Consider the following 21,786-nt stretch of genomic DNA (forward strand, 5'->3'; position numbering starts at 1 on the left):
TTTTGTCTTTGGTATCTTAGTGTTGAACGAATAACTATATATGTGCTATGAAACAGATATTATTTTTATTGCTAATAGCCCTCTGTTCTTGCCATTCCGGTTTTTCCAGGAAAGGACAGGGAGATAAAACAGACAGTGTTCGTTTGCAAAAAGAACTATGTGCTTTACATCGGTATGTGGACAGCGTTATTAAATCTGATACCATCCTGCAACAACGCTTTCATTGTTTAGGAGCAGGTCTGACCAAAGACAAAGTAACCATTGACTTTCTGGATATACCGGAAGATTCTTTTGAGGTCTTTAAATCGGCATTCAAGAAGAACGTTTTTGCTTCTCCGCTGTTGGAATTCAATATAATGTCGGATATCATATTCGGTCCTGAAATCATTTCGATAAAAGAGGATTCTCTCGGACGGACTACAAATATAGTGTTAAGTCCTATACCACGAGATATTCCTCGAGGAGAAGCCATAAACCCTGTTTCCCTTTCAATGCGTGCTGAATATGACTATTACCCGTTATCGACAACAGAAGTGAAAGTAATCATCACCAATCACTCTCACTTTGCATATGAATGTGGAGAAAGCTATAGCCTTGCCTATTACAACAGTAAACAGAAATCTTGGGAAACATTACCAACCAATCCCATAGTCAATAGCATTTTATGGATATTCCCATCCGAAAATCCTACCCATGAACAGAACATTAAACTCTATACTTCCGAAGTTCCTAATCGTGCAGGCAAGTACCGCATCTATAAAGCGTTCAACAGAAACACTAAAGTTGCTTATGCTGAATTTGAATTAGTAGATGAAGCAGGAGCCAAGCGGTTGAGAAGACAGATGGATGCCGCTTGGAATGGCAAGACTATTTCATCACAGAACATTTATGGCTCTTATATGCGGGGTGATTCAATCTTTGTGGATTTGATTAATAATTCTATTCATTTTCAAGAATTATTCAGAAAGGAGATGCTTAACTATTCCGCTATTAACTATGGAGCAGTACGCGAACCTGCCCCCTTTACGCAAAGAGCATATACCGACACACTGCAAATAAGCATGAAAACCGAGAAGCCTGTTTACCCGATTGGAACAGAAAGTGTAAATGTAATACTAACCAACAAGAACTTGAGCCAACAGAACTTATCCTTTGGCGAATATTATTTTGTAGCACGCAAGCAGGGAAACCAATGGATACCATTATATGACAACAGCTTGGTGCAGGACATTGGCATTTTATTAAAACCTTACAGCGACTATCAGTTCAAAGCCAAGCTCTATCCATTATTCAATGACAATACTTCTGGTCAATATCGGGTTTATAAAGAAGTGGAATTTGACGGCACAGATAGGAAGTGGTATATGATAGCAGAATTTAAAATTGAATGAAAATAAAGGGCTTATACTATAACAATCGGATATAAAGTTGACCGCATAATCCATTTGTTTATGCTTTCAAAAATATAATAATGGTAGAGCTTTCGATTAAGAGGGGGAGTTTCAAATTTCTTTTTTAGTCCGTTTAAGAGCTACTAACTTTGCGCCATAATCAAAAAAGATAAGAGGCCTCTACTTTTGATTAGCATTTAATTATTAACTAATATTTTTTATTATGGCTAAAAAGAAAAGTAAGACACCCCCTATTAAAGGGAGCAATGGAACGCAGTTTTTAAACGGTGAAGGAAAAATTCAACTTTCCATGCCAAAGAATCCTTTGGAAGACTTGAAGTGGCTTCCCGAACTTGTAAAAAGTGAAGACGAAAGGCTTGATATTATAGAGCGATTAGGCTTCCCCATAATAAAACAAGATGCGGAAGGCTTTGTGCACGTGCCTTTATTCCCTTCACAATCCAAACGGGATGAAGCCTTATTACAAGAGTTCATAAACGGGAAATGGCGTTTTATGATAGCAGCATGCACCATGAGGAAAAGATACCCGGATAAAAGGTAAGAAACTACCACAAGAGGTTTTGATGTGGAGCGTGTAGATGCTGCACTTCCCGAAATCAGAGAGAGGCTTAAATGCAGGGTATGGAAATCTTGGGATTTGAATGAGAATCAATTTTTCTCATGTGAAGATGATGACTTTCCTGCTTGGCAATTCAAAAGAATTGGTTGGAGCATCTATCCCGATATTCCATATCCAGAGGAAGGAGGTGACAAATGATTACCTTCAATTTTGAAAGTGTCGTTTCAAGTAACCGCGAACCATATAATAATGTGGCAGCACATGAAGAATTGAAGTCCATGATGTCGCGTTTTGACAGATTGAACATCTTCTTCGACATTGACGAGGACGGTTACGAAGTGATAAAGGTCGAAAGCACATGCGTGAAACGCTTCGCGTATCAGTTGAATGATAAATCTGCAAACTGGCTTATGACATACCTTTCTACTGGCAAAAGTGAGGACTTTGGAGTAGAACCGTCCGAAGTTCAGAAGTCAGACCAAACCAACGGTAACGAGTATCGAAAGAATATGCTCAAACTGTTTGTGGAAAGCAAGGCTGTAAACATTCAGTTTACACCCGAGTTCAGAGACCGTAGAGGGCAGCTAACAGCAGTAGCCAACTTCAAATTCGGCAACATCTTCTTCTTTGTAAACCGAGACGAGGACATTGCTTCGTACTTGCAAGAGAAAGAGTTAATTCGCTAAATCCAAACGGAGTAGAGGAAGTGTAAATTTCCTCTCTCCTTTTAAAAACTGACAAAAATGGAAACGGAATATAAACCAATATATAAAATAGCTGGTAAAATCCAGTACTTGACAGAAGTCCTGCCACAGATAGAAACAAACACTATCCTTTGCAAGACATTAACCGGATTGGGTGCAACCTATTCCGAAATAAAGGCCAAGCGACATTCCATTATTTCTGTTCCCAATGTACCGCCTATCATTGGCAAGTGCAAAGACCCGAAACATAAGAATGACAATCTGTTCGGTGTCAAGCAAGGGGTAACAACAGAAGGAATCATTGATTATATTGAAAAGACATTAGCCGCAGGAAAGTTTATCAAGTTGATAAGTACTCCCGAAGGATTTACTAAAATCAAACGGGCTTTCGAGGAACTGGAACTTGACATATATAATATGTGCTTCTTCCTATCCGATGAATGCGACAAGCTGATAAAAGATGTCGATTACAGAGCTGATATAATTCTTCCTATGGATGATTTCTTCAAATTCAGAGAAAAAGCATTTGTCTCAGCCACTCCCATACTACCGAGTGACCCACGTTTTGAAAGTCAAGGTTTCAAAATAGTAGACATCCGACCCACTTTTAAATATAGACGCCCTATCAGCATTGTGCAGACCAACAATGTCTTGGAAGCATTGAAAGAAATTCTACCGCAGATAAAAGCACAACAAAAGCAACCACGCAGTATTTGTTTCTTTGCCAACAGCGTTGATATGATACACCAGTTGATGAGTAAATTGGGAGTTGAAAATGAGTCCGCAGTATTCTGTGCAGAGAAAAGTGTTGAGAAGTTGAAAAAGAAAGGATTTAAACGAGCTTATGAATACTGGAACATTAAGCATAAAATGCCTTATATGTGGTTTACCAGCAGAAACTATACTGCTGTAGATATTGAATTGGATGAACAACCCGATATAATATTTGTCACTGAACCGTATTTTGCAGAATACACAATCATTGACCCATGTACTGATGCGGTACAAGCAATAGGACGATTCAGAAATGGTACTTCTTTGGCTATTCATGTTGTCAATACCAATGAGAACTATCCGATACGCACCCAAGCAGGTATCAAGGAATATCTTAAAGGTTGCAGGGATGCTTACAAGACGATTAAAAATCTCTATGAATGTGCAACATCTTCGGAAAGCCGAAATGCTTATAAGGCTGCATTGGATATACTGCCATATAACCGGATGCTAAAAGACGGTAAGACCAACTATTTCGCAATTGACAATTTTGTTGATGAAGCATTGGTTAAGTCTGCCTACAACAATATTGATTCAGTAGTGAACCGATACAAGAAAAGTAGCCTGTTCTTACCGAAGCTGACCCAACCTCTGTTTTACAAATTGGGCGATAAGGAAAGGTTGAGCCTAATGGATAAGAGCAGTTCTATCAAAGAAAGCCGAAAGCGTATCGTTGAATTACTGGAATCGTTGAAGGATGACAGAGACTCTCCATTGGCACAATCGTTTATCAGTGACATCAGACAAGTTGATGCTTTTATTATTGATGCTTACGATACGGTGGGCAAAGAAGTTATTGAAGTAAACAATTATTCATTCAAAAAAATCAAAGAAGCCATGATTATGAAAAACTATAGAGAAAAAACAAGCGGAGTAGAGTTTGTTCAACTCCTTAAAAACTCCTTTAAGATTGGCGAGAAATACACTCGTGAATATATCAAAAAAGAATTAAAGCGTTTATACGCATTGGTTAAGACCGCGCCCAAAAATGCGATTACAGCCATGACTATAAAAGATTTCTTCAAAATTCAAGAATGTAAAATCGGAAATCAAAAAGCTATCAGAATATTAGAACCATTGATATAGGATAGTACTTTTTTTGATGAAAGTTAGTTTTATAGGGTATGTTTCAAAAAGGTACTCTGTTGTCAATATTTAGCTTTATCAAATCATTCATAAATGAAGAGTCTCCGCTGATGAAAAGTTGAGACTCTTTTTTATTTAAGCATATCTCCATGTCGTAATTCACTCCCCCATGCTGTGTCGGATGATAAAAACGGAGGTACACCACCTTTTTATGCCCCCTCATGGCTATGGAAGAAAAAAGCATTCTTTACTTCACGATGATACTATTACCTCACATCATCCATGAAAAAGAATGTCTTTTGTCAACAGCGTATATGTTCACAATCCTATTCCCATAGCCAAGCAATAATTTACTAATGCTCCGAATTTCTTTTAAAAGAATATTTAGGGAAAGACATAGAACGAGCCTTAGATGCAAGCGAAGAAATTCACTTGTGTTTAGGGTTTGTTCTTGTTAAATACATTCAATCAATAATCATTTAATTCAAATTCATTATGGAAGCATTACAAATTATGCCTATCATGGCACAGAACCAATCGAAATTTAACTTGGGCGAGTATGCAGAAGAAGCTGCCATTATCCAAGACGAACCAACTGTACAGCCGAGCGTAAACTTTTTGGAAGCCAACACCGATGCAATCACTATGGACGAACTTGCAAACAAATGTGTCGTTCCAACTTGGGCTAACCAAGAATTGACTATCGCACATCAAGACTTTATTTCATGTGTGCATGATGCGGCTTGCTCATTCTATGCAGGTGAAAGAGTGAACGAGCCGGATATTAGAGTTTCACACATTGTACGCGGTAGAACACCTCAAAGTTTGGGTAAGAAAGCAAGTGAACTGTTGGAATGTGAAAAGACACAATTCTACCAACGCCTTGCATTTGCCTTTACCATTCCAACCATTATCGAAACGGTAAGAGGGCAAAGGCTTGAACTGTGCATCGGTGGGGTAAGGAACTATTCAGACCTCAACCTTTATCGTACATCCAAAGGCTTGGAGAAATTTTCTGTTTTTGTGGGCTGGAGAGTTAGAATTTGTAGCAATCAAATTTTAACGGGAGAAGGTGTCAAGTTCAATATGGAAGTAACCAATATCAGTGAACTTTACAGAAGCGTACTTGAATTGTTCCACAGCTTCAACCCTGCAAAAGAAATCCACTTGATGCAGTCACTTACCAACACTTCATTGTCCGAGACACAATTTGCACAAATCGTAGGGCGGATGAGAATGTTTCAAGCATTGTCACCTGCAAGACAGAAAGCCATTCCAAGACTTCTGATTACGGACAGCCAGATTAATTCTGTTTGTCGCGACTACTATCACAACGAAGTGTTCGGAGTAAAGGACAACACCATATCAATGTTCGATTTCCACAATCTTTTGACGCAGGCTAACAAGGGAAGCTACATTGATACTTATCTGCAACGAGCAGTAAACGCTACGGAAGTCAGTGTAGGAATAAACAACGTCCTGCAAGGACTTGATAACAAATACGCTTGGTTCTTGGGCTGAGTGGATTGTTGATTGACAGAGGAAAGGGCAGCTATTCAGTTAGTTGTCCTTTCTTTATTTTATGAACTATTTAAAACTACATAAACTATGGAATTACAAAATTCTCGTGAATACAAAGCTGCACAAGAATTAGAACGTGCGCTTAATGATATGAGTTGGAATCCAAAAAGATTTGCTGAAGGTGTAAGTCACTATCACCGCACCCTACAACAAGAGTTGATGAGAACCATTGTTGCAATCATTAAAATGGTAGGCGATGATAATTATGGCACAGACCTCAGAAATCAAGCATCACATGAATTATGCAAAAATATTATTGACAGTGGTGCATTGGATGATATATATCTGCCTTTTATCTAAGAACAGTAATATTCAAAAGGACAGCTATTTTGTTAGGTGTCCTTTTCTATTTATACACTTTACAAATTCTATGACATTATGGATAAATCTAAAATTGAAAATGCTATCAATCATATCACCTCTTTACAAGAAAGACTATGCTACTGTGAAAACAATCTGCAATATATCAAACGCTTGCAAGCACTTAAATATTGGCTGCATAAGTTTGATTCATTTTTGGATAGGAACAACAGGCTGCATGGTGAATATGCAGCAGTTTATGAAAGCTACTTCCATACTTGTTGCGGATTCTCATTCTACGATAGAGTATGCAATTCAATTCTTGTTTATGAATATGGCGATAGACCATTTTAATACTTGAAATTATGGATATGGATTATACTGTTGGAGAAGTGGAACTCACTTACAAATCCACATCAAAAAGCCGGAATAAAATATATAGTTCGGAGGATGCTTATGAAGTCTTACTTTCAACATATAGAGAGGGAACTATCTGTTACAAAGAATACTTCAAAGTCTTGTTCTTAAACCAAGCCAGCCAAATTTTAGGTTACACGCTCATATCAGAGGGTGGAATAACAGACACAACCGTTGATGTAAGAGTAATTCTACAAGCTGCATTGCTCACCAATTCAGTAGCCATTATCCTTGCACATAATCATCCAAGCGGTAATCTGAAACCAAGCAGGCAGGATATGGAGATTACTAAGCAGGTCAAGAATGCAGCCCAACTTATGAGGATTACAGTTTTAGACCACCTCATATTAACAGATGAAGGATATTACAGTTTCGCAGACGAGGGAGAATTATAATAAGGTAGAGGGCACTCAATTTTTAAGTTGGGTGTCCTTATCATATTCACTTCTGCTATTAGTGAATGTTCCTTTAGTAATCAGCGAGTTAGTAATCCAACTCAGAATTAATATTCACTTCTATTCATTAACTTATAAAACAGAACATTATGTCACTCAAATATTCAAGCACAACCGCAGACTATCTTGTTTGGTCTGATGCAATGAACCTCATAAGGAAGTTAGCCAAAGACGAGAATTATAAAATCTCACTTCTTATTGCTTTGGGATGCTTCACAGGATTAAGAATATCTGATATTCTATCTCTAAGGTGGAAGCAGATATTAGGTACTGACGAGTTTACAGTAATTGAGCAAAAGACAGGTAAGGTAAGAACTATCAGACTAAACCCACAATTACAACATCATATTAAAGAGTGCTACAAGCATATAAATCCAGTTGGAATAAATGCGCCAATTCTTATAAGTCAGAAAGGCACTATCTTCACAGTTCAACGAATCAATATCATTCTTAAAGAGGTGAAGAAGAAGTACAGGCTAAAGATTAAGAACTTTAGCTGCCATTCTCTTAGAAAGACATTTGGCAGACAGGTCTATAACATGAACAGCGATAATGCTGAACTTGCTTTAGTAAAGCTGATGGAACTGTTCAACCATAGTTCTGTTGCCATTACTAAAAGATACTTGGGGTTAAGGCAGGAAGAAATCTTACAGACTTATGACTGTTTGAGCTTCTAAAGGACAGGTAGGACAAATCAAGAGTAAGGTTAGCTTTTATATACCCCAATCTGAATTTGTCCTACCTAAAAAAACATAATCATTTTGTTGTTCATTCTTCTGTTGATTTTATAGACTATCAGTTTTTAAATCATCATTATTAGGCAATTTAAATATTACAGGAAATGTGCATTTGACTTTTACGGGTACTCCATCTTGTGTGCCAGGTTTCCATTTAGGCATAATTGATACAATGCGTAGTGCTTCTTTATCTAAAGAGGATGATATGCTTTTTAGTATTTTAGGTTGTGTTACTGAACCGTTTTCATCTATAACAACTCCGACTGTTACTCTTCCTTGTATTCCTTTTTCTATGGCATCACTTGGATATTTCAAATTATCATAGATAAAATCAAATAAGGCTTTAAGTCCATTAGGAAATTCTGGCATAACTTCTACCACCAGATAAATATCTGTTTCTTTATTTTCTTCTGGCAAATATTTAATAGGAACTCTTGCCGTATCATAATACGCATGAGTAGTTTCTTCATTCGGTACATCAATAGATTTTACAACCAGCCTTGCAGTTTGAACACTATCTAAATTTGCAACTTCATTTTTCGAAGATTTATTAGTACAGCAAAGAACAAGGCAACTTAATAATATAAAATATAACGTCCTATATGCCATGATGAATTGAAATTATATTGAACATTACTCCACATAAAAGACTTATCCTAAAGACAAAGATAAGAAACTTATGTTTATAAATCTTTGAATACTCTAAATTTAAATTATTTCATGTTTGAGGGCAGGATATTCACTATTAATCCTCACTCCATGATGATTGATTTAAAACCTTTTGTTACCTTTGCAACAATTCCAAAGAACTAATGCGTTAGGGAGTTGGAAGGACATATTTAACGAAAGGTGTTATTGAAATTATCTTCCGCTAACAAATTCTCGCAAAATTTGAAACGGTACGAAGATGATAGCAGTAGCACCCCACCATTTGATATATACCTACCTTATATTTATAAGGCTTTTAGATATTGTCAAAATTGGTGTGGGTTGCTATTGTTTTATCCGTACCAAAGGCAATGCGAGAAGCCAGTTAGCGAGATAAAGCAAATAGTGTTCCCACATCTTTTTTATTTATGGCTTACCGCAGGGAACAAGTGAGCATATAAATTATCACTATGAAATGTCCTCAATGTGGAAGTGAATGGTATTCTTCCAAAGAAGTAGATAAATGCCCATTTTGTAGCTATGTCTTTCTTGAAAAGGAAAGTGTTGATTTTGATTTTCTTTATGAACAAATAAGAGTAGATACAGAGGGATTTAAAAAGAATCTATTCAAGAGTGGTGGTTTAACTGTAAAGTTGGTTACATACCATTCACAAACAGTATGTTGGGATGAATTAAGTAGTAATACACGAATTGATTGGTGTGAAGACTTCATAGAAAAATTTCAATTTAAATTGAATTGGAATAATTTATCGCGGAATCCCTCTCTACCATGGTCTATCGAATTTATAAAAAAATTCAAAGATAAATGGGATTGGAAAGCTCTATCGTTAAGTGAATCGTTGCCATGGTCTATCCAATTTATCCGTAGTTTTAGTGATAAATGGGATTGGGAAGCTTTATCATCAAACAAATCGTTATCCCTATCTTCTGGAACAATTATATCTTTTTATAACTACTGGGATTGGAAAGTCTTGTCAAAAAACAAATCGCTACAATTATCTATTGATATGATTACAACATTTAAAGATAAATGGAATTGGGAAGCTTTATCTTCAAATGAGTCGTTACCTTTATCTGTTGAATTAATCAATTCATTCATTGACAACTGGGATTGGCATTATTTAAGCATAAATATTGCGCACAATGCCACCAATCAGTTAATTGATTTTTTCAAAGATAGGATACATTGGCAATGGGGATTTTGTAGTGGAGATTATTACGGTAGTTCTTTGCATCAAACCATACCTTGGTCTATAAATTTCTTACATAAGTACTCCTCATATATAGATAGGTGTGACATGGGATGGGAACTTTTGAGTAGCAATCCCAATATTCCCATTTCCTATGCTTTATTTAAGGAATTTGTTCACAAATGGAACTTTGAAAGTTTAGCAAAAAATGAATCTCTACAATGGAATGAAGCCATGTTTACCATTTATAAAGATTATTGGATTGATAAATACAGTTATTATAATGCTGGGAAATTTTACGAATCATTTTGTCGTAATGCTCCTTTGAGCGATGATTATATATATCAAAATGAAAATCTTATCATATTCGAAGTTCTAAGCTTAAATAAGAAAATCAAATGGAATGAAAAACTTATTGATAGATATAAAGAACGTTTAGATTGGGATGCACTCAGCAGAAACCCTGCATTGCCATGGAATGAAGAATTATATTATAGGTTTAAAAACAAATGGAATACGGCAAGCTTATTGAATAGCACATTTACTCCTATTAATATAAAGAAGATTATTATCCCCGATTATATTGATAGAAGTTATAAAACTTTAGCTAAACGTGATAAATACATCAGTTTATTACGTGAAGGAGAAATTGATTACTTCTTATTTTTTATCTAATGAAACGAATTTTACTTAATACAATATTTATAATATGTCCTTTAGCTTCTTATGCTGGAGATAGATTATCGCGTGAAGAACCATTTTCTTTTACTGATATAATATTCGCTTTGCTATGTGCTATAATAATACCACTACTCATGGCATTAAAAGACAAGAATAAAGAGTAATTTGTTTGATAGAACTTACAAATATGGGAAAGACTAAAATAACATTTACACTATTGACAATAATGTGTACATTTTTATATTCATGTAAATATAAAGAATACAAAAATAAACAACTAAGTAGCTATATAGACAGCACTTTACAAGTCAAAGCTACTTCTATCTTAGAGAATAAGCTATCTGAACTTAATGCTTTATCCGGGCAAATTATCATTATGGAAGTTCAGACAGGGTATATAAAGACTATGGTTGGACTTGAAAGGAAAGACAGTACAGACTACCAACCTTGTGAGAACTTTTCCCAAGCACACGAATCAGCACTGATGCACCCTATATCCATATTGGCAGCATTGGAAACAGGAAAGGTGAAACTATCTGATATGGTAGATGTGGGCATTGGAAGCTATTCTATACAGGATAGAGAATTAAAAGACCATAATTGGCATAGAGGTGGATATGGTAAAATCTCTATCAAGCAAAGTTTAGCTTCAAGTTCAAACATTGCTGTTTATAAAACAATGGAGAAAGCATTTGGAGATGATGCACAAGCATACTTCAATCTGTTGAATAAGGTGAATTATGGTAAACCAGACAGTATCGCAGGAATAGCTAATCTGAAACCTGCATACTTTGTTACTCCTAAAGATAGTGGTTGGAGTGATACAGCCTTTGCATGGTTCTGCATTGGATATAATCAAACTATTACCCCTATACAAATGCTAACCTTTTATAATGCTATTGCTAATAGTGGAAAGATGGTACAACCTCAACTTTACAAAGACAGTACAACAGTAATCAATCCACAGATAGCAAGTCAAACCAACATTGACAGTCTGAAACAGGCATTGGAATATGCGGTAACTGATGGCTTAGGACAACCTGCCAAGTCTGATAAGGTACAAATTGCAGGTGAAACAGGAACAGTACAGCTTGAAGATGGAAGCTATATTGTAGAGTTCTGTGGTTACTTCCCTACAAATGTTCCCCAATATTCTATCATTGTTTCCATCCATAAAGAGAGACTACCTGCAAGTGGTGGATTGATGGCAGGTGATGTGTTTAGGCAAATTACAGAATATATTTCTACTTACAATAAATATTTTAATTCAAAATGAGAACATTTAGATTAATTGGAATGACCTTGTTAATGGTCATGTTGACTGTAAACTTTACAGCGTGTAGCGATGATGATGAAGAACAGCAAGACGATAAAACGTTAGCTTTATTAGTTGGTAGTTGGGAAAATGAACTTGACTCTTTTACTGATGTAAATGGAAATGTTGTTAGTTCAACGACTGAGGTTCTTACTTTCAAGGCAGATATGACATGGACTGGAATAGATTATTACACCGGAACAAATTACCCTAATGAAAAAACAGAAAAATGGGGTGAAGGGACATACAGCTATGACAGTAGCAAAAAAAGGTTAACCTTAAATAATAACATTTTTGAATCAGACATTGTGGAAATCTTAGAGATTACAGAAAGTAAATTATCATATCTCAGTGAGGACGGAATAATGAATTACACACGTAAAAAGTAAGAAAGTAAATAAAAATCAGACATTAGGCGGCATTGATTATCTTTGTCGCCTTTGTTTACGCACTTTTATGAATGAAGCAGTATATTACAGCTATAATGTGTTTCAATCAATAGTAGTACCTTTTTTAGTGAAAGTTAGTTTTATAGACCCCAATTCAAAAAAGTACTATGTTTACTTTGAATAACTATATAGATATTTGAAACTTCATTTTATAATTGCTATTTTTGCAATGCAGGTTTATTCTGCAAAAGAGATTATTAAATTATTGTCAAACACTTCTTGTTTTGCCTCTAAGTTAAACCAAGAGTTAAACCGCTTCATTTAAGCGAAAAGTAGATATAAGCTAATCAATTTAATGCCAGTTATTTAATAATGATATTAATAAGGTTAGCGCACCTGCTTTGGGAGCAGGGGGTCGTGGGTTCGAATCCCGCTACCCCGACAGAAATTAAATAAGCTACTGATTTTTTCAGTAGCTTATTTTTGTATATACCCTCTTTTCCATTTATCCAAATAGCAACGTAAAGCAACTCCCTTTTCCCACAGCAGACTGCACCGTAATATTGCCGCCATGCCGATTCATCACTTGTTTACATAAACTGAGCCCGATGCCTGAGCCGGAAGGCTTGGTGGTGAAGAACGGTACAAAAATCTTATCCTGCACTTCCGGTAAGATACCTTCGCCATTGTCGCTGACAGTAATAAGGCATTGCCACGAGAGGGCGGGTAGCATCTTCACTTCTATCAGGGGATGTTCCTTCCTGCTACATGCTTCTTTGGCGTTTTTAATCAGATTAATCAGTACTTGTTCTATCTGTGTCCGGTCTATTTGGAGTATGCGGTCGGTCTCCGGAAGCTCTATCCGGATATACTCTTCCGAAAACAGCTTCTGCAAATCCTGCAGCAATTCGTGGACAGCAACCGGACGACGAACGGGGGCGGGAAGTCTTGTCAGCTTCCGGTAATTCTCCACAAACTCCAGCAAACCCTTGCTACGACGGTGGATAGTCTGCATTCCCTGCCGCATGACGGGGTAGTTCTTTTCCGACACTTCCCGTTCGCTCAAGGTCTCGGAGAGGGAGATGATAGGAGTAATCGAATTCATTATTTCGTGCGTCAGCACACGTATCAGCTTTTGCCACGCTTCCATCTCATTGCGTTCCAGCACGCGGGTACGGAAATTCCTCATCGCTTCTGAAAGCTCATCCACCATATCCTCCATAGACCGGTTCTTGTAGGGAGAACGGAACGACAGCATCATGTCGTCATAGCGCAGGCTCTCTGCCAGATGGCGCATCATACGCACTTGCATCATCTGCAGGCGGTACAGATGAACGGCAATCGCCAGCAATATCAAAAAAGCCATCAGCGTACTGAACCACAGTCCGGCATCCACCAGCAGATAAACGCCGACCGAAAGGAAGGCTATGCCGATGATGTGCAGTGCCACAATCAATGAATATCGTTTCATAAGCCCAGTTTTTCAAGTTTCCGGTACAAGGCGAAGCGGGTAATGCCCAAGTATTCGGCGGCACGGGTCACATTTCCTTCACTGAGCCGCATGGCACGTTCCACAGCCTGCCGTTCCAATTGCTCCAAGTTGAGGACTTCTTCTTCCTTCTTCTGACGGGAAACAGAAGCTTGGAACATGAAGTTTTCCGGACGAAGCAAAGAGCCGCCTCCCAGTATCACGGCACGTTCCATGGTATGCTGCAACTCACGTACATTACCCGGCCAGGCATATTTCAGCAACTTGTTTTTCGCCTCGCGGGTCAGCCCGCGCATCTCTTTCTGATATTTGCGGGCATACCGTTGCAGGAAATACTCTGCCAGCAAGAGGATGTCGTTTCCGCGTTCCCGCAGAGGGGGGATATGGAGTTCGATGGTGTTGATGCGATACAGCAGGTCTTGGCGGAAGTCTCCTTCGTCCACCAGTCGACGGATGTCTGCATTGGTGGCGCAGATGAGCCGCACATCAATGGGCGTAGCCTGCGTACTTCCCAAACGACTGATACAACGCTTTTCGATGGCAGTCAGCAGTTTGGCCTGCATGGGCAGGGAAAGGTTACCTATTTCATCCAGAAAAAGCGTACCGCCGGTTGCCACTTCCATACGTCCGGCTTTCGCCTTCCGTGCATCGGTGAATGCGCCTTTCTCGTAGCCGAACAACTCGCTTTCGAACAACTGTTCGGGAATACTGCCGAGGTCTATCGTAACAAACGGCTTTCCATAGCGGGGAGAATTGCGGTAAAGCAGGCGGGCAATCACATCCTTTCCGGTTCCATTCTCACCCAATATAAGTATGTTGGCATCCGTATCGCGCAACTTCTCCACAGTAGAGAAGACTTGCTGCATGACAGGAGAATCACCGATAATAATCTCTTCGGAGCCTCCTGCTGTGACATTGCTCAGAACTTCCACCTGCTCTTTCAGCAGATTTATCTCGGTCCGCGAACGACGCAGCTTCATGCCCGAAGAAAGGGTGGCCAGCAACTTCTCCTTCTCCCACGGCTTGGGAATGAAATCCGTAGCCCCCGCTTTGATGGCACGCACCGCCTTGTCCGTATCCGCGTAGGCAGTCATGAAGATGACCACTGCTTGCGGGTCGATACTCAGAATCTGCTTCAAGCTGTCGAAACCTTCCTGACCACTGATGGCATCACGGCTGAAATTCATATCCAGCAGAATAATGTCCGGACGGAAAGTGGTCATAAAATGCTCGATGCGGTCGGGAGTCACTGCCACTTTTATCTTCTCGGCGTAGGGTTCGAGAAGAAGGTTCAGTGCAAAAAGGACATCCTCGTTATCATCTACAATCAATATTTTACCAAACTGCTCCATATCTGTTTTCTTTTCGTGCAGGCAAGGCCTACACAATCCCACATCTCTTGTATGGGCAAAGATAAGTATAATATCCATGTGTTGTGCGTGCATTATCGCACTATTTTTGTGCGCAACTGCACACGTTTGGAAAGCTTCGAACCACAACAAACACTTATAATACAATAACTTATACTTATGGCATAGAATTTGAACTTTATAGAGTAAAGAAAACAACTATGCACCGGAATATATTTTTATTGCTTATTACATTCAGTCTGATGTCGAGTGCCGTTGCCCAAGAGCACACGCTGGAGCTGACTTTGGAAGAAACCATCGAGCAGGCCCGCCAGCAGTCGCCCGACGCCCAAAATGCCCGCCATAGCTTCCGTTCCGCTTATTGGAACTACAAATACTACTGTGCCAACTACCTGCCGACGCTCAAGCTTACTTCCAATCCCTATCTGGACCGTGCCATCAACAAAGTGACCCAAAGCGATGGCAACGTCAAGTTCATAGAGCAGAACCTGCTGAGCACTGACCTGACACTGAGTCTGACACAAAACGTGCCGTGGACCGGAGGAACCTTTTTCATTGAAACGGCTGCGCAGCGTCTCGACCTTTTCAGCAGTGACACCTATTCCTGGCAGACTTCACCCGTCAACATCGGATACAGCCAGTCCTTGTTTGGCTACAACAGCCTGAAGTGGGATCGGCGCATCGAACCTATCCGTTATCGCGAAGCCAAGAAAACCTACGTAGAAACCCTTGAACTTGTTGCCGCCAATGCCACAGAGAAGTTCTTCAACCTGGCCAAAGCACAAAGCAACTACGAAATAGCCAACGCCAACTACGCCAATGCAGACACCTTATATATATATGCGCAAGGACGATATAACATCGGCACCATCAGCGAAAACGAAATGTTGCAACTCGAACTCAACAAACTGACCGAAGAAACCAACTGCATGAATGCCCGCATCGAAGTGGAAAACTGCATGCAGGAACTCCGTTCCTACCTCGGCATCCAAGAAGACCTCCTTATAAAGGTGAGAATAGACAACCGCGTGCCCGACCTGCACATCGACCTGGATGCCGCACTGATGCTTGCCAACGAAAACAGTCCGGAGATACAGAACATGCTGCGCCGCAAGGTGGAAAGCGAGAGTGCCGTGTCTCGCGCCAAGGCCAATGCCGGACTGAAAGCAGACATCTACCTGCGCTTCGGCTTGACGCAAACTGCCGACAAGCTGAAAGATGCCTACCGGAATCCACTGGACCAGCAGTACGTCAGCCTGGGCATTACCCTCCCAATCCTGGACTGGGGGCGCGGAAGGGGACAAGTACGCGTGGCCCGTTCCAACCGAGACCTTGTCTACACGCAGGTAGAGCAAGACAAGACGGATTTCGACTTGAACGTACGGAAACTCGTGAAGCAATTCAACCTGCAGGCACAACGGGTAAACATAGCCGCCCGCACGGACCATACAGCCCAACGACGCGCCGAAGTAGCCCGAAAACTCTATCTGCTCGGAAAGTCCTCGGTACTCGACCTCAATGCATCCATCACGGAAAAAGATACGGCCCGGAGAAGCTATATAACGGCTTTGTACAACTATTGGAGTCTGTACTATACACTGAGAAGCATCACGCTATATGACTTTGAAAAAGAGAGGCCACTGGCAGAAGACTTGGAAAGGGTTACTAATGAAGAATCTATACAATAATAGAATCGTGGAATAGTTTTAGTAAAAGCTGGCCGGAGATTTACTAAAACTCCGGTGACGATTTACTAAATCTCCGGTGAAGTTTTAGTAAAACTCGGAACCCTTATTCAGAAGTACTTCTGAAGGGAGTATCTGAAAAGTAAAAAAAGAGTATATAAAATATTGCATTATGGATATAAAACTTGAAAAGAAACCCTGGTACATCCGTTACCGCTACTATCTGGCGGGAGGCGTTGCCTTCCTTACCTTCCTGATTTATGTAGTCACCCTTTCGCTGGGTCCCAGCAAACTGCGCATCGAGCAAGACAACATACAGATAGCCGAAGTCAAGAACGGCAAATTTATGGAATATGTAGATGTGGAGGGAGTGATTCAGCCCATCCTTACCATCAAGGTCAATGCACGTGAAGCCGGAAGCGTGGAACGCATCATAGGAGAGGAGGGGAGCCTGCTCCGGCAAGGAGACACCATCCTCGTCATGGAAAACCCCGACCTGCTGCGCAGTATCGAAGACCAGCGCGACGACTGGGAAAAGCAGCTTATCACCTACCGCGAAAAAGAGATTGAAATGGAGCAGAAAAGCCTGAACCTGCAACAACAAGCCCTGCAGACCGATTATGACCTCAACCGCCTGCGCAAGAGTTTTGCCCTTGACAAGGAGGAGTACCGCATGGGCATCAAGAGCAAGGCGCAGCTCGAAGTTTCCGAGGACGAATACAACTATAAAGTGAAAAATGCCCATCTTCAAAGGGAAAGCCTCCGTCATGACTCTGCCGTCACCGTCATCCGCAAAGACCTCATCAGGAACGACCGTGAACGGGAACGGAAGAAGTATGAACGCGCCTGCGAACGGCTCGGCAACCTGGTGGTGAAAGCTCCCGTCGCCGGCCAGCTCAGTTTTGTCAAGGTGACTCCGGGACAGCAGGTCGCTTCCGGTGAAAGCATTGCGGAAATCAAGGTGCTGGACCAATATAAAGTGCATACTTCCCTGAGCGAATACTACATCGACCGCATTATCACCGGATTGCCTGCCACCATCAATTATCAGGGAAGAAAATACCCGTTGCGCATCACGAAAGTGGTTCCCGAAGTCAAAGACCGCACGTTCGACGTAGACCTCGTCTTCACCGGTGACATGCCCGACAACGTACGTGTAGGCAAAAGCTTCCGGGTACAGATAGAACTCGGCCAGCCGGAGGAGGCGCTCGTCATTCCGCGCGGCAACTTCTACCAGAGTACCGGAGGACAATGGATTTACAAACTGAACGCCGCAAAGACAAAAGCCGTGCGCGTGCCGCTTGGCATCGGTCGCCAAAATCCGCAACAATACGAGATTACGGAAGGTTTGCAGCCCGGAGATTGGGTAATTACAACGGGATATGATACCTTTGGCGAGGCGGAAGAATTGATAATGAAATAAAACGACGCACTATGAGACAAATAATCTTAGCCGTCATTTCTTTGTTCGGCATCTTCTCCATATCTTCTTCCACCATCCGGCAAAGAAGGAAGGAGATAGCAGTACGCAAGATTATGGGAGCTAATGTCAATAAAATAATCGGCATGTTCTTCCGCGAATATTTATGGATGGCCTACATCGCAGCGATTGTGGCCTTTCCTTGCACATACGCGGTGATGCATCATTGGCTGGAACAATATGCCTACCACATATCTATTGGCATGGATTTATTCATTGTTTGGTTGGGAATTGTTATAATCATGGTGCTCTTCACGATATTGCAGCAAGTCGTTCAGGCAGCACGGCAGAATCCGGCGGAAGTAATCAAAAGCGAATAATACAATAATAAATACTATTATGATAAGACATTATATTAAAACAGCATTCAGAAACCTATTAAAGTACAAGGCACAGAATATCATCTCTATCATCGGACTGTCGGTAGGCATACTTTGTTTTAGTATCTGCCTATATTGCAGCCGCTATATAAATTCTACCAACAAGTGCTTTACCCACTGGGAACGCATTGCAGACATAAACCTATACACTCCAGCAGAAGAACCTTATTTCGGAACTCCCGCTACGTTGTTTGAGAGTCTGCGCCAATTGCAATTCCAAGAAGTAGAAGCATTTACTTTTGTTGCCTATCCCCACCCACGTAGCTACAATGTGGAAACTATCGACAAGGAAGAACTGCCTTACGAAGATTTATATGCTATGGAAGTAGATACAACCTACCATAGCGTGTTCACCCCGGAAGTATTACAAGGTTCATGGACTGTAGCATCGCAAACTCCCAATGCCGTGATACTGACCCGCTCTCTGGCACACAAAATATTTGGTCTCGGAGAGAATCCGATAGGAAAGCGAATGACCTTAGCACAACGGCTTTTCTCTTCACCTGATACCACACCACGAACAGGAGGTACCATCTATACCATACAAGCGATAATAGAAGATATTCCATTGAATACCAGCCTTAGCTTTCTCCAAAAGATTGATATGTTAATCTTGAACGACAGCGAAGGACTTATACAATTCGACGGACGAGACAGTATGACCGGTGGACTTACTTTTGCTCTTCTTCGTCCGGGCAAAACATCCGCGCAACTTGAAGCAAGTTTCCGTGCAATGGACTTGAAGCACACAATATTCAATGAGAAAAATACCGTATCAGCCTCGAATTTCGGAAAACTTTTTCGGGAGAAATCCGTTGCCCCTTACTTTGCCGGAATCACATTCATTGTCGGCCTTTTGATTCTACTGACTGGTCTACTCAACTTTTTTCATTTTTTGACGGGGAGTTATCTGAACCGTTCGCACGAGTTCGGCATTCGTAAAGTGAATGGAAGTAATGGCAACCAACTATTTTGGTTACTTTTTACCCAAGCCATTATCATTTCGTTCATAACCTTCTTATTGACTTTCTGTCTGATAGAAATATTTAACCCCTACCTTTCATTCTCTTTATTTGATTTCACATTAGTCATTGAACGGGACCTATTATTGATACAGACAACAGAATATATGGCAGGCATTATTTTACTATGCTTATTACTCTGCTTGTTTACCGTATGGAGGATGAAGCATGCCTCCATCCAGTCAAGTATTTACAAAAACAAATCCAAACGCCACAAACAGAAGATACGAAATTGTCTTTTGGGTATCCAGTTTTTCATCTGTTGGTTATTCATAGTCTTTACAGTCGCTTTATATTTGCAGGCTGACAAGACCGGTTCCACACTGTTCAACACACTGACAGAAAAAGAAAAGTCCGAAATCATCAGTATTCCTATGGATTACCGTTTTCTAAAAAATGACGAAAAGCTTGCTCTCATAGAGCGCATCAGTCAACATCCGGATATAAAAGATAAAATACTGACAGAAATTAATTATCTGAAAGGTATTTCGGGAACAAGCATGCAGACAGAAAAAGATAACCGGGAAAGTAGCCTTGAAGTCAATATAATGAATGTTCCTAATAACTTTTTCGAATTTATGAATATCCCTATTCTCTCCGGGCATGCCCTGAAGACAAATAGTGACATGGTAGCAGACCGTAAATTGGCAAAACGTATGAAGAAGGATTTACTGGGAACCACCTTGTACAATTATCAAGACAGCTACACGGTATGCGGCATTTGCTCCGATTTTGTAGCCGACACTTACAATCAGAGCCAGGGCTTCGTCTTTCTGCCTTGTGATTTCAAATATTATGTAGGTCATTGCTATTTGAAGTGTGTACCCGGAAAAGCAGAAGAAGTAAAGACTTACGTTAAGAAAATGCTGGAAGAGAATCTTCCACCGAGTATACAATTACACATTTCGACCTTACTGGAAGACATTCACCAAGCACAAGCCATCGAGAACAACATGAAAGGGATAATCTTATTCTTCTCATTTGTCAGCCTTATAATCACTTTATTAGGTGTTTATTCGGCAATCACACTGGATACGGAACGCAGACAAAAGGAAGTGGCAATCCGTAAAGTAAATGGTGCGGGATTGAAACAGATTATCATATTGTTTGCCCGTACGTATATTTATCAGCTTGTACTCTCAGCAGCGCTAGCATTTCCTTTATGTTATGCCATACTGCAGTTATGGAAAAACATGTATATCGTATTCTTTAATGACGGCCCGCTATTTTGGATTTCAATCTTCATAATCGTAGCTGTCATTACTACTCTGACTATTATTTTCCGCATTCTGAAAATAGCAAGGACAAATCCGGCAGAAGTCATTAAAAACGAATAAGAAATGAAATATTTATAAACCATAAAAACCAAGCATTATGATTAAGACAGTAAATCTACAAAAGATTTTCAAGACCGAGGAAGTACAGACTCTGGCTTTGAACGACGTAAACATGGAAGTGAAAGAAGGGGAGTTTGTCGCTATCATGGGACCTTCGGGCTGCGGAAAATCCACCTTACTAAATATCCTCGGTCTGTTGGACAATCCTACATCCGGAGAATATTATTTGAATGGGACGGAAGTATCCAAATATACAGAAGCCCAACGTACCAACTTGCGCAAAGGAGTCATCGGCTTTGTATTCCAAAGCTTCAACCTGATTGATGAGCTGAATGTATACGAGAACATCGAACTGCCGCTACTCTACATGGGCATTCCTGCCGCCGAACGCAAGCGCCGGGTAGAAACCGCCATGGAACGTATGGCAATCATGCACCGCAGTAAGCATTTTCCGCAACAGTTGTCCGGCGGACAACAACAGCGTGTCGCTATCGCACGTGCAGTTGTATCAAATCCTAAGCTGATACTTGCCGATGAGCCTACCGGTAACCTCGATTCAAAGAATGGAAAAGAAGTGATGGAACTGCTGAGTGAGCTGAATAAAGAAGGTACCACAATTGTTATGGTGACACACTCACAGCATGATGCCGGTTTTGCCGGACGCATCATCAATCTGTTTGACGGACAAGTGGTGACAGAAGCCAATTTGTGATAACCCCTGTTTCATTTATGAGTTGACAATGTACGATTGATG

At 40.4% G+C, this 21,786-nt stretch carries 20 protein-coding genes; 17 read left to right on the forward strand and 3 right to left on the reverse strand.

The annotated features are described in order from the left end of the window. The first annotated feature begins 47 nt into the window (after nucleotides 1-47). The 9 genes from H1A11_RS07040 (at nucleotide 48) to H1A11_RS07080 (ending at nucleotide 7,965) form a co-directional block, all read left to right on the forward strand. The gene (locus tag H1A11_RS07040; protein ID WP_181757946.1) at nucleotides 48-1,391 is read left to right on the forward strand and encodes an immunoglobulin-like domain-containing protein; all 1,344 of its coding nucleotides are present in this window, start codon (nucleotides 48-50) and stop codon (nucleotides 1,389-1,391) included. A 223-nt stretch (nucleotides 1,392-1,614) separates the two neighbouring features. Next, nucleotides 1,615-1,953 carry a hypothetical protein gene (locus tag H1A11_RS07045; RefSeq protein WP_181757947.1) on the forward strand — a complete coding sequence of 113 codons (339 nt, stop codon included), beginning with the start codon at nucleotides 1,615-1,617 and terminating at the stop codon, nucleotides 1,951-1,953. 212 nt (nucleotides 1,954-2,165) lie between these two features. Next, nucleotides 2,166-2,657: a hypothetical protein gene (locus H1A11_RS07050; RefSeq protein WP_181757948.1), complete on the forward strand. Its 492-nt coding sequence runs from the start codon at nucleotides 2,166-2,168 to the stop codon at nucleotides 2,655-2,657. Nucleotides 2,658-2,714: 57 nt separating this feature from the next. Next, complete coding sequence (locus H1A11_RS07055; protein ID WP_181757949.1) at nucleotides 2,715-4,535, forward strand: hypothetical protein; 1,821 nt, start codon at nucleotides 2,715-2,717, stop codon at nucleotides 4,533-4,535. A gap of 495 nt (nucleotides 4,536-5,030) precedes the next feature. After that, the gene (locus tag H1A11_RS07060) at nucleotides 5,031-6,056 is read left to right on the forward strand and encodes a DUF3871 family protein (protein ID WP_181757950.1); all 1,026 of its coding nucleotides are present in this window, start codon (nucleotides 5,031-5,033) and stop codon (nucleotides 6,054-6,056) included. Nucleotides 6,057-6,143: 87 nt separating this feature from the next. Next, nucleotides 6,144-6,416, forward strand: coding sequence for a hypothetical protein (locus tag H1A11_RS07065; protein ID WP_055279766.1), 273 nt, complete (start codon nucleotides 6,144-6,146; stop codon nucleotides 6,414-6,416). 78 nt (nucleotides 6,417-6,494) lie between these two features. Further along, the gene (locus H1A11_RS07070) at nucleotides 6,495-6,770 is read left to right on the forward strand and encodes a hypothetical protein (protein ID WP_082436512.1); all 276 of its coding nucleotides are present in this window, start codon (nucleotides 6,495-6,497) and stop codon (nucleotides 6,768-6,770) included. 11 nt (nucleotides 6,771-6,781) lie between these two features. Beyond that, nucleotides 6,782-7,228, forward strand: coding sequence for a JAB domain-containing protein (locus H1A11_RS07075; RefSeq protein WP_055279767.1), 447 nt, complete (start codon nucleotides 6,782-6,784; stop codon nucleotides 7,226-7,228). A 149-nt stretch (nucleotides 7,229-7,377) separates the two neighbouring features. Next, on the forward strand, nucleotides 7,378-7,965 hold the full coding sequence (locus H1A11_RS07080; RefSeq protein WP_055279768.1) for a tyrosine-type recombinase/integrase: 588 nt from the start codon (nucleotides 7,378-7,380) through the stop codon (nucleotides 7,963-7,965). A 108-nt stretch (nucleotides 7,966-8,073) separates the two neighbouring features. On the opposite strand, the gene H1A11_RS07085 is transcribed toward H1A11_RS07080, so the two are convergent. Continuing rightward, a complete protein-coding gene (locus tag H1A11_RS07085) occupies nucleotides 8,074-8,634 on the reverse strand; it encodes an energy transducer TonB (protein ID WP_055279769.1) in 561 nt (186 codons plus the stop codon). A gap of 509 nt (nucleotides 8,635-9,143) precedes the next feature. Between H1A11_RS07085 and H1A11_RS07090 the strand changes: the two genes are divergently transcribed. From H1A11_RS07090 to H1A11_RS07100, 3 genes are all read left to right on the forward strand, one after another. Then, the gene (locus tag H1A11_RS07090; RefSeq protein ID WP_181757951.1) at nucleotides 9,144-10,559 is read left to right on the forward strand and encodes a hypothetical protein; all 1,416 of its coding nucleotides are present in this window, start codon (nucleotides 9,144-9,146) and stop codon (nucleotides 10,557-10,559) included. Between the two features lie 232 nt (nucleotides 10,560-10,791). Next, entirely contained in the window at nucleotides 10,792-11,841 is a 1,050-nt protein-coding gene (locus H1A11_RS07095; RefSeq protein ID WP_370528737.1) for a penicillin-binding transpeptidase domain-containing protein, read from the forward strand. Then, on the forward strand, nucleotides 11,838-12,269 hold the full coding sequence (locus H1A11_RS07100) for a hypothetical protein (RefSeq protein ID WP_117681719.1): 432 nt from the start codon (nucleotides 11,838-11,840) through the stop codon (nucleotides 12,267-12,269). The genes H1A11_RS07095 and H1A11_RS07100 overlap by 4 nt, the downstream gene beginning before the upstream one ends. A 505-nt stretch (nucleotides 12,270-12,774) precedes the next feature. On the opposite strand, the gene H1A11_RS07105 is transcribed toward H1A11_RS07100, so the two are convergent. Next, nucleotides 12,775-13,740, reverse strand: coding sequence for a PAS domain-containing sensor histidine kinase (locus H1A11_RS07105; RefSeq protein WP_117964577.1), 966 nt, complete (start codon nucleotides 13,738-13,740; stop codon nucleotides 12,775-12,777). Then, nucleotides 13,737-15,110 (reverse strand): sigma-54 dependent transcriptional regulator, encoded by a 1,374-nt coding sequence (locus H1A11_RS07110; RefSeq protein ID WP_117964576.1) that lies wholly within the window; start codon nucleotides 15,108-15,110, stop codon nucleotides 13,737-13,739. The genes H1A11_RS07105 and H1A11_RS07110 overlap by 4 nt, the downstream gene beginning before the upstream one ends. 218 nt (nucleotides 15,111-15,328) lie before the next feature. Here H1A11_RS07110 and H1A11_RS07115 point away from each other — a divergent pair, with 218 nt between their 5' ends. From H1A11_RS07115 to H1A11_RS07135, 5 genes are all read left to right on the forward strand, one after another. Further along, on the forward strand, nucleotides 15,329-16,816 hold the full coding sequence (locus H1A11_RS07115; protein ID WP_009038402.1) for a TolC family protein: 1,488 nt from the start codon (nucleotides 15,329-15,331) through the stop codon (nucleotides 16,814-16,816). Nucleotides 16,817-16,985: 169 nt separating this feature from the next. After that, on the forward strand, nucleotides 16,986-18,236 hold the full coding sequence (locus tag H1A11_RS07120) for an efflux RND transporter periplasmic adaptor subunit (RefSeq protein ID WP_117964575.1): 1,251 nt from the start codon (nucleotides 16,986-16,988) through the stop codon (nucleotides 18,234-18,236). 11 nt (nucleotides 18,237-18,247) lie between these two features. Then, on the forward strand, nucleotides 18,248-18,613 hold the full coding sequence (locus H1A11_RS07125; RefSeq protein WP_117599707.1) for an ABC transporter permease: 366 nt from the start codon (nucleotides 18,248-18,250) through the stop codon (nucleotides 18,611-18,613). Nucleotides 18,614-18,632: 19 nt separating this feature from the next. Then, on the forward strand, nucleotides 18,633-21,032 hold the full coding sequence (locus H1A11_RS07130; RefSeq protein WP_117964574.1) for an ABC transporter permease: 2,400 nt from the start codon (nucleotides 18,633-18,635) through the stop codon (nucleotides 21,030-21,032). A gap of 37 nt (nucleotides 21,033-21,069) precedes the next feature. Beyond that, a complete protein-coding gene (locus tag H1A11_RS07135; RefSeq protein WP_117974604.1) occupies nucleotides 21,070-21,744 on the forward strand; it encodes an ABC transporter ATP-binding protein in 675 nt (224 codons plus the stop codon). Nucleotides 21,745-21,786 lie beyond the last annotated feature (42 nt).

It is taken from the genome of Bacteroides sp. CACC 737, assembly GCF_013874375.1.
In the GTDB taxonomy this organism is placed as follows: Bacteria; Bacteroidota; Bacteroidia; order Bacteroidales; family Bacteroidaceae; genus Bacteroides; species Bacteroides uniformis.

Bases quoted from the DNA above. Each gene is read 5' to 3' on its own strand.
- H1A11_RS07075 (WP_055279767.1), top strand. From the start codon at position 6,782: ATGGATATGGATTATACTGTTGGAGAAGTGGAACTCACTTACAAATCC.
- H1A11_RS07105 (WP_117964577.1), bottom strand. From the start codon at position 13,740: ATGAAACGATATTCATTGATTGTGGCACTGCACATCATCGGCATAGCC.
- H1A11_RS07090 (WP_181757951.1), top strand. From the start codon at position 9,144: ATGAAATGTCCTCAATGTGGAAGTGAATGGTATTCTTCCAAAGAAGTA.
- H1A11_RS07110 (WP_117964576.1), bottom strand. From the start codon at position 15,110: ATGGAGCAGTTTGGTAAAATATTGATTGTAGATGATAACGAGGATGTC.
- H1A11_RS07095 (WP_370528737.1), top strand. From the start codon at position 10,792: ATGTGTACATTTTTATATTCATGTAAATATAAAGAATACAAAAATAAA.
- H1A11_RS07055 (WP_181757949.1), top strand. From the start codon at position 2,715: ATGGAAACGGAATATAAACCAATATATAAAATAGCTGGTAAAATCCAG.
- H1A11_RS07060 (WP_181757950.1), top strand. From the start codon at position 5,031: ATGGAAGCATTACAAATTATGCCTATCATGGCACAGAACCAATCGAAA.
- H1A11_RS07045 (WP_181757947.1), top strand. From the start codon at position 1,615: ATGGCTAAAAAGAAAAGTAAGACACCCCCTATTAAAGGGAGCAATGGA.
- H1A11_RS07085 (WP_055279769.1), bottom strand. From the start codon at position 8,634: ATGGCATATAGGACGTTATATTTTATATTATTAAGTTGCCTTGTTCTT.
- H1A11_RS07080 (WP_055279768.1), top strand. From the start codon at position 7,378: ATGTCACTCAAATATTCAAGCACAACCGCAGACTATCTTGTTTGGTCT.
- H1A11_RS07125 (WP_117599707.1), top strand. From the start codon at position 18,248: ATGAGACAAATAATCTTAGCCGTCATTTCTTTGTTCGGCATCTTCTCC.
- H1A11_RS07050 (WP_181757948.1), top strand. From the start codon at position 2,166: ATGATTACCTTCAATTTTGAAAGTGTCGTTTCAAGTAACCGCGAACCA.
- H1A11_RS07135 (WP_117974604.1), top strand. From the start codon at position 21,070: ATGATTAAGACAGTAAATCTACAAAAGATTTTCAAGACCGAGGAAGTA.
- H1A11_RS07070 (WP_082436512.1), top strand. From the start codon at position 6,495: ATGGATAAATCTAAAATTGAAAATGCTATCAATCATATCACCTCTTTA.
- H1A11_RS07040 (WP_181757946.1), top strand. From the start codon at position 48: ATGAAACAGATATTATTTTTATTGCTAATAGCCCTCTGTTCTTGCCAT.
- H1A11_RS07115 (WP_009038402.1), top strand. From the start codon at position 15,329: ATGCACCGGAATATATTTTTATTGCTTATTACATTCAGTCTGATGTCG.
- H1A11_RS07065 (WP_055279766.1), top strand. From the start codon at position 6,144: ATGGAATTACAAAATTCTCGTGAATACAAAGCTGCACAAGAATTAGAA.
- H1A11_RS07100 (WP_117681719.1), top strand. From the start codon at position 11,838: ATGAGAACATTTAGATTAATTGGAATGACCTTGTTAATGGTCATGTTG.
- H1A11_RS07130 (WP_117964574.1), top strand. From the start codon at position 18,633: ATGATAAGACATTATATTAAAACAGCATTCAGAAACCTATTAAAGTAC.
- H1A11_RS07120 (WP_117964575.1), top strand. From the start codon at position 16,986: ATGGATATAAAACTTGAAAAGAAACCCTGGTACATCCGTTACCGCTAC.